The sequence below is a fragment of the Stenotrophomonas sp. BIGb0135 genome, assembly GCF_024810105.1.
Lineage (GTDB): Bacteria > Pseudomonadota > Gammaproteobacteria > Xanthomonadales > Xanthomonadaceae > Stenotrophomonas > Stenotrophomonas maltophilia_AB.
Map to the genome: position 1 here is coordinate 277,163 of NZ_JANUDX010000001.1, position 14,125 is coordinate 291,287.

The following is a 14,125-nucleotide window of genomic DNA, read 5'->3' on the forward strand; positions in this document are numbered from 1 at the left end:
TTCTCCCGCGGGAAGTGCGGTCATTGCAGTGGCGGATCGCCCAATGGCGACGTTCCCTGAGTCGGTGCAGAACCGCTACACCGGGAATTAACGTGACGGATCACGGCTCGGCGCGGGGTGCAGGGGCGCACAGCCCCTGTACCAAGGCGGGTAGGGGATTCCCCTACGGTCAAGTGGACCGAGAGTTAGATACCATTCCCGCAGGACAAGGGGGCGGTATGGAACTCAGATGGATTCTGATGGCGGTTTTCGCGCTTTCCGGCGATGCAGCTGCCCAGCAGGTGCACAAGTGTGTCGAGAGCGGCCGCACAATCTACCAATCGGACCCCTGCGTGACCGGGCCAGCGGCCAAGTCTTGGAATGCGGCGCCAGAGGCTCCGAATCCGTACCAGCAAGCTCGGCTTGATGCCATTCGGCAGGAGCTAGAGCAGCGCAGACAAATTGAGCGTCCAACCTATCGGTACGCACAGAGTGGCGTTCGTGGCATATCGATCAGTAAGCACCGTGATCCTGACCGGTGCGAGTCGGCAAAGGCGCATCGAGCGTCCGTGTTCAACGCTGCTGGAATTCATAGGTCGTTCGAATTGACCCGCCGGATGGATGACATGGTGTTCGACGCGTGCAAGTAGTCCGGCCCGGGGTGTAGGGGCGCGCAGCCCCTACGATGACGCTCTCATCCAGCAGATTGCCCGAAGTGTCGTTCTCGGAACTCGCCCAGGTCCACAACGACGACCTTCACCATCTGGCGCTGACCAGCTTTTCCCATGCCGGCCTCGGCCTTGCGCCGGGAGGCATATCCGGCCAACCTCAATTCCATCTGATCACGCCATGCCAGCCCGGCAAGGCGTTCGGGCGTCATCGGGTCGCCATGCGGGCTGACAAGGTAGTTGCCGCGAAGGCTCCAGCCTGCGAAGGGGCCGCTTAGGTACTGACACATTCATCAATGCTCGCTTTGTCCTTGGGACCCTTGGCAGGCAAGATCGATGCCAGGACCAGCTTGGGCAGGCCGCCGTAGTAGCGCACCCGTGCGATCAGAGACTTTACATAATATACATTATGCGAAATCAATGATGGCCCGTCTTCTGGCCTTTGTTGGCTCTCGCTGGCGCTGGATCAAGCTCTGGATCGGCTCTTGCTTCCCTGCTCGTTCCCCCAACAAGGACGAGATCGAAGCATGAGCGAAATGGACACGCACGAACGTATCGACCTGACCGGCCCTTGGGCCGGTTTTGGCTTTCAGGCAGGCCACATGTTCACCCCCGAGGGTCACAGCCTCGAACCGTGCGACATGACCTGGTGGTCGCTTACCTGCAACATTGCCCGGGAATGGCGTTTGATGATGGAGGAAGCCCGGCCGCGGCCGACGCGATCGCTGCCCTCTGGAAAGCGCTGCGCCACAATGGATTCCAGCGTCGTATACCTGCGCGAGTACGTCAGAATTCGCAGAGAACGGCGGCTGGGCATCGGTGACCCCGGCGCCGGCGCCGAGCCGTCCAATGTGGTCCATATGTCCCGTGGGCCACGACGCCCCAAGCGCGGTTGAGGCGTTGACCGTAGGGGCAAGGCCCCTACACCCCTCGCAGCCAACGGGTCTACAACGCTCGCCCACGCTGATGATCTCGCTCAAGATGCCTTTGCTCTTCGTTGATCACCGAGTAAATAAGGTGCTGTAGGTAATGAAATAGCGACACCTCATGCCGATTGAGGCGATTCTTGCCTGTATGGACGATCTTAGATCGGATCTTATAGATCTCTCGAAATGCATCGATGATGTCTGATCGTGCAGTCGGCGTCTTGGCAATCAGATATGCGCAGCGATTTGCCATGAGCGTGGTTAGGCCTATGCTGGCATCCTGATCATCGTCACCGAGAAGGATCTCGATAGATGCTGCCGCTTGCACATAGGCAAGGAGTTGGTCGCGACCGCAATGACTATCGAACAGCCACCGGGCTGACAGCCTGATCTTTTCGCCAAGCTTGCTGGTAAATACCGTGCCAATGCGATTCAGCCTCTCGGCGAGCAAGGCTGGATCGTCGGTAATCTCCGTGGGCGTGGACAGCGTTTGGATGCCAGCTATGTGCTGCTCGTCAAGGTTGATGAAGCTAGGGCCTTGCCACCTGCCCTCTTCTAAGCAGTGAACGAAAAGCTGAGTAATTTCAGGGCGGGCGCCCAGGTCGAATATAGGTATGTCGACGAACAGCCCGAGAGCTAGACCCAGCCCGAAGAACGAAAGAACATCGTCGCGCGCGGACAAAATTGGCTCGGTTAACGCATTCCGGTAGTACCCAAGTGCCTCGACCTGCAGATAGCCAGCCTCATCTTCCCAGCCATCGGAATGCCGCGTCCCAGTGAGGAAATTGAACTTAAGGCCTGGGTTGGCGTGAGGTGGGAGCTCGTGCGTTTTTCTGAGCTGGGCGCCCGAAATTATGATGTGTTTCTCTGAGAGCTGAAAACGTCCCCCATTCAACCTGAGTAGCTCCCTAAACACATCAGGCAACCTTACACAAACGTGATAGGTCCATGGCAGCGTGCAGAAGCTCTCCACGATAGCCGTCGCCATTGGAGTGACGTCCTCGTAACCGGGAACTGATGTTAGAGGTGACCAAGTGCCCTCTGGGTTGAATCCCGGTCCTTTGAAATGCCGTCTTATCTCATCTGCCACGAAAACCTCAAAGGCGCTCTCCCCAACATAAAGGCGAAGTTCTTCGGCTAGATTTCCCTTGTCCGGAAGGCTTCGAATATCCCGAAGGCCGTGCAACATGTGTCCGTAGATGAATGCGTCGCAATAGACATTTGCCCCCCTAAGCTCAGAACTTAGTTGCTCGATGAGTCGCACCTTGCAGCCAGGGTTGATATCGATTGACATAGCTCTCTGCGCTCCTTGCTTGTGCGTTCTGCTGAGTCTAGCGGTCGAGGATGGAGCTTCGCTAGCAGGGACGATGCCGGACTTTGGGTGGATTTAGGGCTAGTGTCGCCAGTTGCATGGGCCTCATTGGAAACGGCTGTAGCGCGCCGAGGAGGCGTTGGCAGCGACTTGCCGGACTAGTGCTAGTCCCTCTGGGGTTAAGTAGGCATACGAGCGGTGCCAGATGGAATAGCTCGTGACGCAGATAAGGCCAGCAGACCGCAGACCCCAATAAGGCTCCACGCGCCGGTTGCTGCAGCGATGTGCCGTATCGATCGACACGGCACTTTCCTGCAGGAGCTGGCGCAAGATGGATCGCTGTGGCTTGGACAGGTCGCCGTAGATGCTCATGGGGTCCTCATGCCGGCATGGTGCCGTGTCAGGCCGTGACGCGTCACGATTAGCCGCCCGTGTATCGGTTCTGCACCGACTCCGGGAACGTAGCCATCGGACGGTTCGCGACACCGATGATGGTGCCGCCCGACTGGGTGGATGCGCGGACGCCGGCGCCGCCCCCACTCGCTCCGCTCGCAGGTTCAGCGCCGCCGCCCTCGCGGTCCAGCCGGTATAGGCGGGCCTCGGGCTCTCGTCGCGGAGCCTGCCGTGGCCACGCGGTGGCGACGGACTCGTACGTCCTGGCGCTCAGGGTGACGCCGAAGGCCGCGATCTTGACCTTGTAGCCCATGGCGATGAGCTGATCGAAGGTGAGTTGATCGGCCGTATTGCCGGAGCTATCCACCCATTCGACCATGCCGACCTCGCGATCACCCATGCTCGCTCGAAACACGAGTCGGATGCGGTTGACGTTGGTCAGTTCGGCCACGTATCGCTGCTCGATGGTCATGCCGGCGAACGGATCGGGCGGCGGTGCTGCCTTGGGCGCCATCGGCATGACCGGTGCAGGGTTCGCCGCGGTTGGGCCTAGGGCACGCGATCCGGGCACGGCCTGCACCTTCCCACTGCCCTCGCCCACCTTGCCGTCTTGGAAAAAGAAGCTGACGAAGAAGTAAGCGCCGATCAGGCCGACCGTGCCGAAAATGATGCCGCGCAGCGCCATGGCGCGCCACACGTTGGTCCCGCCCTCATCGTAGACCTCCGTGTTTTCCGCACCCACCGCGTAGCCGTGGTAGAGCGGATAGATGGCCGGATCGTACTTCTCAGTCTTGCCGCCGACCTTCTCGTATTTGCCTGGACTGGTGGTGTGCCAGAACGTTACCCGGTACCGCGATTTGAGGCCTACCGCCGTGAGTTTCTGAAATACGTTCTTCCGCTCAATACGAGCGCGTACCGCCTGATGCACGCGGTTGATCCACTGGGTCATGATCACCGCATCGCCGCCGTTCTGGCCAAGCAGCGCCCAGAAGTTCTCTACCGCATCGGGCAGCGGCAGGCGCTGGGACACGTAGAACTCGTGGACCTCATCGATCACCACGAGCGAATCCTTGAACTGATCGGGGATGCACCACTGCCCGGTTTCAGCGTCTTTCTCGCAGGCAAACAGCTTGGACACGTCCTTGGTGTCCACCAGCACCAACAGATCCTGCACCTCATCAAGCGGCATGCCCAGGTACGCGGCGATGCGCTCGTGGCTCAGGCCGTTGAGGCGCGCAAACACGCGGCGGCGCTTCTTGAGGTTGGGCAGAATGTGATTCTTGACCGCATCGTAGCTCTTGCCGGCGCGCGGCACACCTTCGTTGAATACGAGCATCTCACCATTTCCCCAGTGTCAGGATTTTGCGCAGCATGCGGAAGGTGATCGCCGCCGAAATCATGGCAAAGCACTCTGCCACCTGAAACGTCTCCACGAACCAGCCGACGACCGGGCCGGCTTTGCCCAGCATCGCGTTGAGGCTGTTTTGTTCCAGAAATTCCGGCACCGGCAGCATCTCAATCACCCGGGCTACAAGCTCAAGGGACTGATCGATGGCGAAGAGAACGAGATCCTTGAAGAACAGCACGATGGCGTCCCACAGGCGCTCGACCTGCTTGCGCAGGAATTCGCCCAGGTCACCGAGCCAGCCGGCATGCATGAGGGTGAGAAGTAAGTTCATCACATGAGCGCAATTTTGGCCGCCTGATAGGCAGCAAGGGAAAGAAGGACCCAGCCCATCAGGGTCAGCATTTCGGCGAACTCGCCGCCGCAGTGAACATCGAGCGTCATGGCCTGCCAGTAGTCGCTTGCGGGCAACTCAAACACCGGGCAGGACCCGCCGACGTTAATCACAAAGAAGCCGGTGGTGGCCTTGTATATCTCTGACTGGGCCACGCGGTCCTTGAACTTGTCCAGGACCTCGCCGACATTGCCGGTGGAATACTCTTGGGTATAGAGCGGCCCGCCCCAGTCGCCGGGAAGGCCCGGATCAGTGCCACCACCCTCCCCCGGGTTGCCGGGGTTGCCGGGATTGGTGCCGCCGCCCTCATCAGGCACGCAGATGCCGCCGACTTCCTTTTCCCCTTCCTCGCACTCTGGCCCCTCTTCGTCGGGGCGTACCTCCACAGGCTCGGGGGCGTCACCCGCCGCGCAGGTCGCGCCGGTAGGAGAGAACATATGGCCGCTGGGCGCGTCGACATCCAGCGCGCTGGTGTACATGCAGCCTTGATAGCAGACATTGACCGAGGCAGCGGTCGGCCCACCTTTCCAGTTCCATTCATACGAGCGATCGCTGCACATGCCCACGAAGTAGTGCATGAAATATCGGGGGGTCGCGACGAAGGCGCTACTACCGACGCGGCAATACACGGCGACCGTGAAAGAGTTGCCGGACTGAGAGTACGAGGCGGTGATCTTCGGTCCGTAGTAGGTCATGGTGGGATAGCCCGGAGTGGGCATGCACAGGATCGGCCCTACTTCGTCTGCACTGGCGCGAGCCACCTTGTAGGCACGGCCCTCATCGCAGCCGTCCTCAAGGTCGCCGCATTCCTGCGACCCCTCCTGGGCATCCGCAGGTTGTACCGCGATGGCGCAGGCGACCGCCAGCAGCAGGGCAAAGATGAGCCGCGTCACTGGGCGATCCCCAGCGCGACGGCGATGCCACACAGGGCGCTTATGAAACCAGCGAACAAGCAGACGATCATCACGAAACTCCTTTTCAGTGTCCGGAAATGAAAAGGGGGAGGTTGCCCTCCCCCGCTTCACTTACTTGCCGAAGAAGCCGGCGACCTTCCTGCCGCCCCAGGTGGCGAAGCCCACCAGCGCGAGGATGGCGCAGGCGCCGAGAACTGCGGTCACTGCGGTGGACGCGTCGACGCCGGTCAGAATGTTGCTGAAATCAATGCCCGTACCCATGGTGAAGCTCCTTTTCTGTGATTGAGGTTGATGCCGGTCAAGCTTTGTGGAACACCGCCGCGACGGAACCGGCAACCCGCGCGACGACGAAGAGGAAGACGATCAACCCGAACGGACCAGCCGCCCACGTTGCCAGCACCTCTTTGTCTGGAATTTCGAATGCCTGAGCGATCAAGGCGACGGTAGAAACCTCTGCGCCGCTGAGCAGCACATATCCGCTGCACTCAGCCACAGGCTGGCCCGTGGGGACGATGGTCCCGTTCTCAGTGAGTGCGACGCAGAGGCCCATGGTTTTAGGCCTTGACCGGCGGCGGGGCCGACTTGGCCACCAGCGGAATCAGGTCGACATAACGCTTGAGCGTCAGGTCGCCGTACTGGCCCAGCGCGAAGGACTTGGGGTCGATGTCGTATTCGCCAGCCGGATAGGCCGGGCGTTTGCCGAGGCCAACGCGGAACGGCAGTTCGAAGTCGTTGCCCAGGTCGAGGCCGACCATCTGGGAACGGATGATGGTGCCGGTCTTCTGGTTGTGCTCTTCTTCGACGGCGGCGGATTTTACGCGGCAGATGGGCATAGTTCTTCTCTCACGAATTTGTGTAGGGCGTCACCCTTGGCGATACCTCTGAACCTTCCGGGGTGACCGTCGCGGAGGATGAGGGCTTCAACGACGTCCGACCACGAATGGCCATATGCGCCGCGCAGAACATTGAGCAAGGGGCCAGCGGACCGGTTGAGCCAGTTCACTGCCGCCTTGGCGGAAACTTCGACTTGCTTGCGGATCGTCTTAAGGCGGGTGCACACGCCTTGGATCAACTCGCGCATGACGCTGTATGCCCCGCGCAGGTACGCGCCGGGATCGAGCAGCACATCAAGCGGCACGTCAACGTGCTTGCCGTACAGGCGCACCTCTGCGCGCACCCATGGCGAAGACGGCAGGCCCAACTGCTTGCCCTTCTCGTAGACGCAAAGCTCTTTATGGCCTTTGCCGCCGATGTAGAGCGTCGAGCCGGTGCCGTGGCCTTCGTCGGACATAAAGCGATGCTTTGGTGGACAGCCGCCCTCGCAGAAGTCACCAGCGGCAGCGCGCTCTCGGAGCGCATGCACGTCCAGGCGGGTGCCTTCGTAGTCGTCGTGCGCGCAATCAACGCGGCTGATCTTGGCGCGCAACTGCTGGGACGCCTTGTAGGTGGTGCGCCAGTTCTTGACCCACTTGCAGCCTGCGCCGGTCAGGCTGACGCAGATCGTTTCCTTGTTGCCGCCAGCGCCGATGCGCCCGACAAGCTCACCCTCGCGGTCGATCAAGACGGCGGACAGGGTGTAGAAATTCCAGTTCTTCTCGCGAAGCGGACCGGCGCGAACTTCACCCCGGAAGCCGAACAGCTTGAACAAAAGCAACTCGATGTTGGAGCAACGAAAATCCTCAACAGCGGATTGGGGCATCACAAGTGTCAGGTAGTCGATAATTGCGGTTTGCTGACACTTTTGGCCCGTGTTACTCCCCGGGCCAACCTGCCCTGCCCCTTCGCGTCTTTCCACCGGCCCAGCCGGTAAAAACTGCTGTGCTACGCGAGTAGCACACTCAGCCGCAGCGCGACCGCGCGCCCAAAATTCACTCTCTGCAAGCTGCATGCGTGCGGAATCAGTCACGGGGCTGCACCTCGTCCTGAGTGAGGCAGACGCAGGTGCGGCGGCAAAAGCAGTAGCCGGGCGTGCATTGAGGCGTTCGCCACAGCCAGCGGTAGGCGCGGTCGAGCAGCACATCGAGCCAGGCACTGAGTGCGCCCCATGCAGCGCCGATAAGGCCAGCGGCGGCGAGCAGCCCGAACACGATGAACACGCCGTCCGTCTGCGGCAGAAGGTCGCTGGCGATGCACGACAGGGCGTCAGACATTGCGCGCCTCGATCCGTGCCAGATCGCGGGCGGTTCGCTGGGCGAGTTCGGCGCGTGCCAGGGCAACAAGATTGGCCTGCCGGGCAGCGCTGGAACGCTGGGAGGCGCGGTGATGCGCCAGCCAGCTAACCAGCCGGGAGGCCCCAAAGGCCAGCAGTATGCATGCGCCGATCAGGCACAGGGTGCAGATGACGGCGCTCATGCGAGAATCCCCCCATCCGGAAAACCGACTGAGGGGGCGGCATGACGAACTGGAGCACAAGGAAGATTGAAGTCAGAGACGTGCTGGTCGTCAGCGTGATAGCGGCCCTTTGGGGTGCCGTGCTCAGTTGGTTGATCTTCGCGTGGACCGGTGAACCTGCGAAGACTTTTGACATTGGCAGCGTCTCCGACTGGGCCGCGGCTGCCGGTACGTGGGTCATTGGCTATGGGGCGTGGAAGTACGCAAAGGAATCGCACTTGCAACGCGTGGCAGAGGTTCGCAGCACGCTGAGGAGGGAGAATAATGCTCTCTTGAACAAGCTCAAGATTGCGAAGAACAGGGCTGCGGCGGCGGCTCGGGGCAGATCCTCGATCGGAGACTTTTTCGAGCGTGAAGACTCCGAACGCACCCTGCTTAACGCACGTGCACGAGTTGAGGTCGCCGAAAAGTTCTTGACGCGCCTCCACTGGGACGACGCGGAGAAGGTTGTTCTTTATCCAGGCGCTCTGGATGTTCTTGACAAACTTGAGGTACGCGTGGCGGCCTTTCTGGACATGGCTGCGCGCTTTCGAGATGAGTATCCCGAGATTACAACTGACCCCGTAACGGACGACACCCTTTGGATTGCTTACCTGATCGAACAGGCGAACGCCGCCGGGGCCCTGAGTGACGAGCTGGTCGGTCTGATTGAAGCGCAACATGCGGGAGTTAGCGATGCGATGCAGGAGAATGATCTGCCGCACATAGACGTCAAATGACTTCGGATCCCGCATGTCCACCCCCTCTCTAGCCCCTAGAAGCCACGCTAGCGGCTTAGGGGCCGGCTGACGGGCGATGTCAGCAGTGTGCTGACATCAGGGCGCGAATGTATGCTGGGTGCTGACACTGTGTCAACCGGGTGCTTACATGAGCCAGAGCTACGACCTCTTCTGCCGCTGGAAACACGTTAAGAAGATCCAGAGCGACAACGCTGGTGCCATCGCTTTGGGGGTGACCCGCGCGACGGTTTCTAGCTGGAAACAAGGGAAAAATGCGGAAATCCAGTACATCGAGCAGATGGCGTTGGAGATCGGTGACAGCCCCGAAACGTGGTCCGCTCTGGTTATGGCCGAGCGCAGTAATTCGGAGGCCGAGAAAGCGGCTTGGAAGCGAATTGCGCAGAAGTTAGCGTCGGTCGCTATGGCCCTAGCGCTGGGGGTAGGCTTCGCCTCGCCTCGCGAAGTACAGGCAGCCGTGGGCGGCTTTGATGTGGCACCTTCTATACATTATGCGAAATGACGTAACGGCCCGTCTGGAGGGGTTCGCAGGCTCCCGCTGGCGCTGGATCAAGCTCTGAATCGGCTTTTGCTTCCCTACTCGTTCTCCCAACAAGACGAGATTGCAGCATGAGCGAGATGGACCCGCACGACCGTATCGACCTAACAGGCCACATGTTCACCCCCGAGGGCCACAGCCTCGAACCTTGCGACGTGACCTGGTGGTCGTTGAGCTGCAACATTGTCCGGGAATAGCGGCTACACCCCGACAGCCTGGAAAGTCACGACCTGCGCGATGGCGATGACATACACGACGCATGCCACCACTGCCACGACTTGGATCATGCAGAGGACTTTAGTCCACTCAACTGCGCGAATTAGAGTATCCCGGCTAGCTATGTCGAGAGGTTTCTTGAGTTCGGACCTCATCCTGCGGCGCACTTGCCAAGGCAATATTTGGAGAATTGCAAGCTGCACGCCTTGTGGCAAAGGGTTCACGTGTGAAGGCATCTCATTGCCAAATGCTTTAACAGCCTGCTCGTATCCGTCCCGAGCAGCATTGTGGCTGATCAAACGATATTTGACCCAGAAGCCGAGCATTATTCCGAAGCCAAGGAGGCCAAGGATGTTTAAGAGTGGCAGAACGCCGCTGCCCACGACGGGCGTCATACGATCTGAATTGGAGAGCACGAGGGCGAAGGCGGCGGCGCAGCCGCCCGTAATCCAACCAGAGAATTGCCCTGCTTCCTTCGCCACGCTGAACGCTGCCGCCCTGCAAATTACCAGGGCGGCCGCCTTTTCACTTTCGGTGGGTGAAATGCTCATCTTCGCTCCCCTGTATCGAGCAGTGGTTATTGCAGCAGCCAAGAAAGAAATCAATGCCCTGCCTTTCCTGCTATTCGCCAGCGTAGCGATTCTGCACCCTCACCGCCTGCACAACCCGCTCTGCCTGCATACGCCGCAGCCGTTCAACATAGGCCAGTCGTCGACGCGACCCCCGCCTTTCATTGGCGCCAGGTCACTCCGCGGCACATTCCTGCACCCAACCGGGTTCACCCACTAGAATGGCTGCCGGCTTCTCTTGGGCATGGGACATGGACGACCAACGCACGGCAAACGCGATTCATACGATCTGGTGGCAGGTGGCGCTCGGCGGCTTCCTTGCGCTTACCGCCCACAGTGTCGTGGAGGCGGCGTACGCCAGGTACCAGCTTCAACAGGTTACTCGGCAGTTCGAGGCGGACCTCAAGGCGATGCCCTCCTCGCTTTTGCCGGACGCGCCGACGCCGCCGCGCGAGCACCCCATGCCATTGCGCCAGAACGAGCGCTGCATACAGGGGCGCCGGTTTGAGCGGGTGCAGAACGGCTGGAGGCAGATCAATGCCCCGTGCTAGGTCGCGCATGCCGCGTGCATTGGCCGCAGACCCACGGGCACGAGCGTGAGCGCTGGCGATACGGGCCGCAGCGCCGCCCGCTGGATAGCGCTCGTGGTGTTTCTGGTCATGTTGTTCGGCATTCCGCACAATTCGCCGTGGTTTGGCCTGGTGCTGCTGTATCTGCTGCTGGGTGCGCTGTATGTCGTCGGCGCGATCCTGTGGGTGGCCCTGCGTAGCCGCGGCGCGGCAGCGGCCCTCGGTCGTACGCCGCCGGTGCGCGCGTTGCTTCCTCGCGAGAAGGAGGCGCTTGACTGGTTTGGCCAGCCAGAGCGGGCAATCTGGCGCATGCCGCGCGGGAACGTGGTGGACCTGCTGGCTGCCGTGCGCGCCGCTGGCGCGGCGCCTTCGGTCCACGCGCTGAGCGGTCCGTTCGTGCGGACGGCGAGTGCCGGGGTGTATGAGCGGCGCGATTGCATCGGCGGCGTCGAGGTCCTATTGCTGCCGGGCGCAGAACAGCACCTGCGCCCGGGCAATGACGCGGATGTTCTGCTGTGTGGGCGGTTCGCGGTCGTGCTTGCCCTGAACAAGACGTGGCGTATTGATCAGGCGCGCTCGCTGCTGAAATAGGCGCGGCGGGGTTCGCCCGTCAGCCGGTCCAGTCCGCCGCCCCGTGCTCGATATCCACCCAGTCACTGCACAGCAGCTGCGTCCGGGGGATGGCGGTTGCAATGCGTACCGGACCGTCCTTGCCGTTGATCGCGCCCTCGAACTGTCCGTCGCTCATCGGCGCGACCGGGATGCAGAGGCGGACACGCTTGATCGCGTCGGCGCCCGGCAGGGTTTCCCATGCTTCCACCTGCACCCTGCCCTTCGGGGTCAGCTCCAGTGCCAGCAGCCGGGCATCGGGCGTGCCCGTGGGCTGCGCCGGGAAGTCCAGCGTGACATCACCGTTCTCGATCCGGATCGTCGGCCGCGCCACCTTCCCGGTCGGCCCGACCGCATCGAGCGACGTGTCGAGGCTGCCACGGTCGAATACGGCAAGCGGGGCGGCGCCGTCGTTGGTCAGGGTGTAGCGGAAATCGAGCAGGCGGTTCTCGGTGTAGTAACGGAACTGCGCAACCAGGACGGCGAGCAGTCGGCGGCTGTCTGCCGCGGCCTGCGGATGGGGGGCGGAATCGTGCGGCATGGCGGGGGTGACCGTTCCTTGGAGTGTGTGGCCGTGGCTGCAGCCACTGAGGAGCGCAGCGAGCAACAGGGCTGGCAGCGCAGCGTGGCGGACGCGTGCGGCAGTGTGCTGGCGCGGCGTGGGAGGTGCAGGTTGGTGGGAGCGATGCATGCAGGTGCTCAGCGTTCCAGGACGGGCTCGGCGCGGCCCTGCGCGTGTTCCGGTACGGGCGCCCCACGTTCGGCAGCGGCGTCCATCTGCTGTTGGAACTGGCGGCCTGCGTCGCTGTCCATCAGGCCCTCCAGGGCCTTGCCGAGGGCTGCGTCATCGCCGCGTCGGGAGGCGTCGAACAATGCGTCAAGGTGGGCGCCATGCGTGTGCGGGTGGGCGCTGGCCGGCGCGGCATTCGGTTGGCCAGGCGACACCAGGGCGCCAGGGCCGACGCTGTACTCGGTGCGGTCGGGCAGCCCCATCTCGCGGCGGACGGCGTTTTCGGTCAAGGGCGCCGGGTTGGCCTGGGTCGGCGGCGTGGCCGGGTCGTTGTCGAAGTCGAAGCTGGCACCGTCGTGCGGCAGGCCGACCGCCTGGCGCTCCCATTGCCCGACGGCACCACTGCGGCCGTCGGTGTCGGCGCCCCGGTACATGTCCGGTTGCAGGGTGCCGTTGACCACGTTGTAGGCATGCGACAACTCGTGCTGGAGGATCACGCCCGGTGCCGGGAAATGATCGCTGTGGAAGCTGGGGTTGTAATGGACCATCGCCGGCGTGCCGGCACCGGCCACCATCGCCCCGGTTTCCGGATCCGGCTCGAGGAACATGTCATCGTGCATCTGTAGCGGCTGGCCCGGACCGGCCGGATGGCCGCCGGCCGCGCCATTGGTCTCGTTGGTCAGTTCGGCGATGGTGACGGCGTTGCCCTTGCCTACCGGCGGCGCAGCCGCGGCCTGGTCGAGTGCGGCCAGCATCTGGCGCCCGGCCGGCGAGCCGCGCATCTGTTCCAGGTCGGCTTCCACGCGTTCGCGGAAGCTGTCGGACCCGGAAATCAGGATGCTGGACCCAAGCGAGGGGTCATGCGCACCCGGGTCGACGACACGGTTGCCAGCGCCCTCGGCGGCCGACACGGTGTCCTCGCCTGCCCTGCCATACACCACGTCCTGGCCACCGCTGTTGTGCACGGTGTCGGTGCCAGCCCCGGCGTAGATGTGGTCGACGTCGGCGCCGCCACGCAGGGTGTCGTTGCCGAGACCCCCTGAGAGAACGTCGCGACCCTCCTCGCCATCGATGACGTCGTTGCCGCGGCCACCGTCGAGAACGTCGTTGCCGCGCCCACCACGGATGCGGTCGTTATCGTCGCCACCGTAGACGACGTCGTTGCCGGCCCCCGCATCGATGCGATCGTTGCCAGCGCCGCCGGACACGTCATCGCGGCCGTTGCCGGTGAGGATCGTGTCGTCGCCGCGGCCTCCGTCGACGCGATCATTGCCGGAGCCGGTGATGATCACATCGTCGCCATCGCCGCCGCGCACGTCCATGTCCACGCGCACGGTGCCGGCGCTGGCGACGGTCTGCACGTAGAAGGGATCGACGCCCTCGGTCAATGCCGGCGTGGTGTTGCTGGCAATGATGCGGTCGTTGCCGCCGTTGCTGCGCACGCCCAGTTCCTGGTCGCGGCCCAGGGTCAGTTCATAGGCCTGGCCGTTGACGGTCGCGGCCAGCACCCCATCGGGACGCTGGCTCAATCGGATGTCATCGTCCCTGTCGCCGGTGTGCAGGGTCATGACATCGTCGAACTGGTTGCCGCCGGTCACCCGCTCGCGGGTGATGCGGACCTGGTCGTCTCCGGTTCGCCCGTTGTCGTACAGCAGGTCACTACGGGTCGGCTTGCCGTCCGGGGTCATGCCGATCACCGGCGTGCCGATGGGCGAGCCCGCGCCATTGACCGCAATCGGCGGCGGCGGTGGCGGTGCGCCGCCCGCGCCCGAGGTTCCCGTTGCGGTAGAAGCGTCCGTTGCCATCTGCGCATCCCATTCGTCCATGTGATGAGG

Annotated in this window: 20 protein-coding genes; 5 read left to right on the forward strand and 15 right to left on the reverse strand. The window is 62.5% G+C overall.

All coding sequences use genetic code 11. The annotated features are described in order from the left end of the window. Window positions 1-673 precede the first annotated feature (673 nt). Window positions 674-937, reverse strand: a complete 264-nt coding sequence (locus tag M2421_RS01160; RefSeq protein WP_259202702.1) for a phage protein — start codon at window positions 935-937, stop codon at window positions 674-676. A gap of 237 nt (window positions 938-1,174) precedes the next feature. Here M2421_RS01160 and M2421_RS01165 point away from each other — a divergent pair, with 237 nt between their 5' ends. Beyond that, window positions 1,175-1,543, forward strand: a complete 369-nt coding sequence (locus M2421_RS01165; RefSeq protein ID WP_259202703.1) for a DUF3653 domain-containing protein — start codon at window positions 1,175-1,177, stop codon at window positions 1,541-1,543. Window positions 1,544-1,592: 49 nt separating this feature from the next. Here M2421_RS01165 and M2421_RS01170 read toward each other — a convergent pair whose 3' ends face one another. The 11 genes from M2421_RS01170 to M2421_RS01220 all read right to left on the reverse strand — a co-directional run bounded on the left by M2421_RS01170 (window position 1,593) and on the right by M2421_RS01220 (window position 8,283). Next, window positions 1,593-2,867, reverse strand: a complete 1,275-nt coding sequence (locus tag M2421_RS01170) for a HEPN domain-containing protein (RefSeq protein WP_259202704.1) — start codon at window positions 2,865-2,867, stop codon at window positions 1,593-1,595. 123 nt (window positions 2,868-2,990) lie between these two features. Continuing rightward, window positions 2,991-3,257, reverse strand: coding sequence for a hypothetical protein (locus M2421_RS01175; protein ID WP_259202705.1), 267 nt, complete (start codon window positions 3,255-3,257; stop codon window positions 2,991-2,993). Between the two features lie 49 nt (window positions 3,258-3,306). Next, window positions 3,307-4,614 (reverse strand): zonular occludens toxin domain-containing protein, encoded by a 1,308-nt coding sequence (locus M2421_RS01180; RefSeq protein ID WP_259202706.1) that lies wholly within the window; start codon window positions 4,612-4,614, stop codon window positions 3,307-3,309. Between the two features lies 1 nt (window position 4,615). Continuing rightward, window positions 4,616-4,957, reverse strand: coding sequence for a phage coat protein (locus tag M2421_RS01185; RefSeq protein WP_259202708.1), 342 nt, complete (start codon window positions 4,955-4,957; stop codon window positions 4,616-4,618). Beyond that, window positions 4,957-5,910 (reverse strand): hypothetical protein, encoded by a 954-nt coding sequence (locus M2421_RS01190; RefSeq protein ID WP_259202710.1) that lies wholly within the window; start codon window positions 5,908-5,910, stop codon window positions 4,957-4,959. The genes M2421_RS01185 and M2421_RS01190 overlap by 1 nt, the downstream gene beginning before the upstream one ends. A 132-nt stretch (window positions 5,911-6,042) precedes the next feature. After that, entirely contained in the window at window positions 6,043-6,192 is a 150-nt protein-coding gene (locus M2421_RS01195; RefSeq protein ID WP_259202712.1) for a hypothetical protein, read from the reverse strand. 37 nt (window positions 6,193-6,229) lie between these two features. After that, window positions 6,230-6,481, reverse strand: coding sequence for a hypothetical protein (locus M2421_RS01200; protein ID WP_259202715.1), 252 nt, complete (start codon window positions 6,479-6,481; stop codon window positions 6,230-6,232). A gap of 4 nt (window positions 6,482-6,485) precedes the next feature. After that, window positions 6,486-6,764, reverse strand: a complete 279-nt coding sequence (locus M2421_RS01205) for a G5P family DNA-binding protein (protein WP_259202716.1) — start codon at window positions 6,762-6,764, stop codon at window positions 6,486-6,488. Continuing rightward, the gene (locus M2421_RS01210; protein WP_259202717.1) at window positions 6,746-7,837 is read right to left on the reverse strand and encodes a replication initiation factor domain-containing protein; all 1,092 of its coding nucleotides are present in this window, start codon (window positions 7,835-7,837) and stop codon (window positions 6,746-6,748) included. The genes M2421_RS01205 and M2421_RS01210 overlap by 19 nt, the downstream gene beginning before the upstream one ends. After that, complete coding sequence (locus tag M2421_RS01215) at window positions 7,830-8,081, reverse strand: hypothetical protein (RefSeq protein ID WP_259202718.1); 252 nt, start codon at window positions 8,079-8,081, stop codon at window positions 7,830-7,832. Before M2421_RS01215 ends, M2421_RS01210 begins: the two co-directional genes overlap by 8 nt. Next, window positions 8,074-8,283: a hypothetical protein gene (locus tag M2421_RS01220; RefSeq protein WP_259202719.1), complete on the reverse strand. Its 210-nt coding sequence runs from the start codon at window positions 8,281-8,283 to the stop codon at window positions 8,074-8,076. Before M2421_RS01220 ends, M2421_RS01215 begins: the two co-directional genes overlap by 8 nt. A gap of 41 nt (window positions 8,284-8,324) precedes the next feature. On the opposite strand from M2421_RS01220, the gene M2421_RS01225 reads away from it, so the two are divergent. Together M2421_RS01225 and M2421_RS01230 are read left to right on the forward strand one after the other, a co-directional pair. Further along, window positions 8,325-9,041: a hypothetical protein gene (locus M2421_RS01225; protein ID WP_259202720.1), complete on the forward strand. Its 717-nt coding sequence runs from the start codon at window positions 8,325-8,327 to the stop codon at window positions 9,039-9,041. 148 nt (window positions 9,042-9,189) lie between these two features. Then, on the forward strand, window positions 9,190-9,561 hold the full coding sequence (locus tag M2421_RS01230) for a DUF3693 domain-containing protein (protein WP_259202721.1): 372 nt from the start codon (window positions 9,190-9,192) through the stop codon (window positions 9,559-9,561). Window positions 9,562-9,797: 236 nt separating this feature from the next. Here the strand turns inward: M2421_RS01230 and M2421_RS01235 are convergent, their stop codons facing one another. Next, window positions 9,798-10,364 carry a hypothetical protein gene (locus tag M2421_RS01235; protein ID WP_259202722.1) on the reverse strand — a complete coding sequence of 189 codons (567 nt, stop codon included), beginning with the start codon at window positions 10,362-10,364 and terminating at the stop codon, window positions 9,798-9,800. Between the two features lie 269 nt (window positions 10,365-10,633). Between M2421_RS01235 and M2421_RS01240 the strand changes: the two genes are divergently transcribed. Beyond that, entirely contained in the window at window positions 10,634-10,933 is a 300-nt protein-coding gene (locus M2421_RS01240; RefSeq protein ID WP_259202723.1) for a hypothetical protein, read from the forward strand. Between the two features lie 45 nt (window positions 10,934-10,978). Beyond that, complete coding sequence (locus tag M2421_RS01245; RefSeq protein WP_259202724.1) at window positions 10,979-11,542, forward strand: hypothetical protein; 564 nt, start codon at window positions 10,979-10,981, stop codon at window positions 11,540-11,542. A 19-nt stretch (window positions 11,543-11,561) separates the two neighbouring features. Here M2421_RS01245 and M2421_RS01250 read toward each other — a convergent pair whose 3' ends face one another. Together M2421_RS01250 and M2421_RS01255 are read right to left on the reverse strand one after the other, a co-directional pair. Then, window positions 11,562-12,101 (reverse strand): hypothetical protein, encoded by a 540-nt coding sequence (locus tag M2421_RS01250; protein ID WP_259202725.1) that lies wholly within the window; start codon window positions 12,099-12,101, stop codon window positions 11,562-11,564. 158 nt (window positions 12,102-12,259) lie between these two features. Continuing rightward, entirely contained in the window at window positions 12,260-14,116 is a 1,857-nt protein-coding gene (locus tag M2421_RS01255; RefSeq protein ID WP_259202726.1) for a M91 family zinc metallopeptidase, read from the reverse strand. Window positions 14,117-14,125 lie beyond the last annotated feature (9 nt).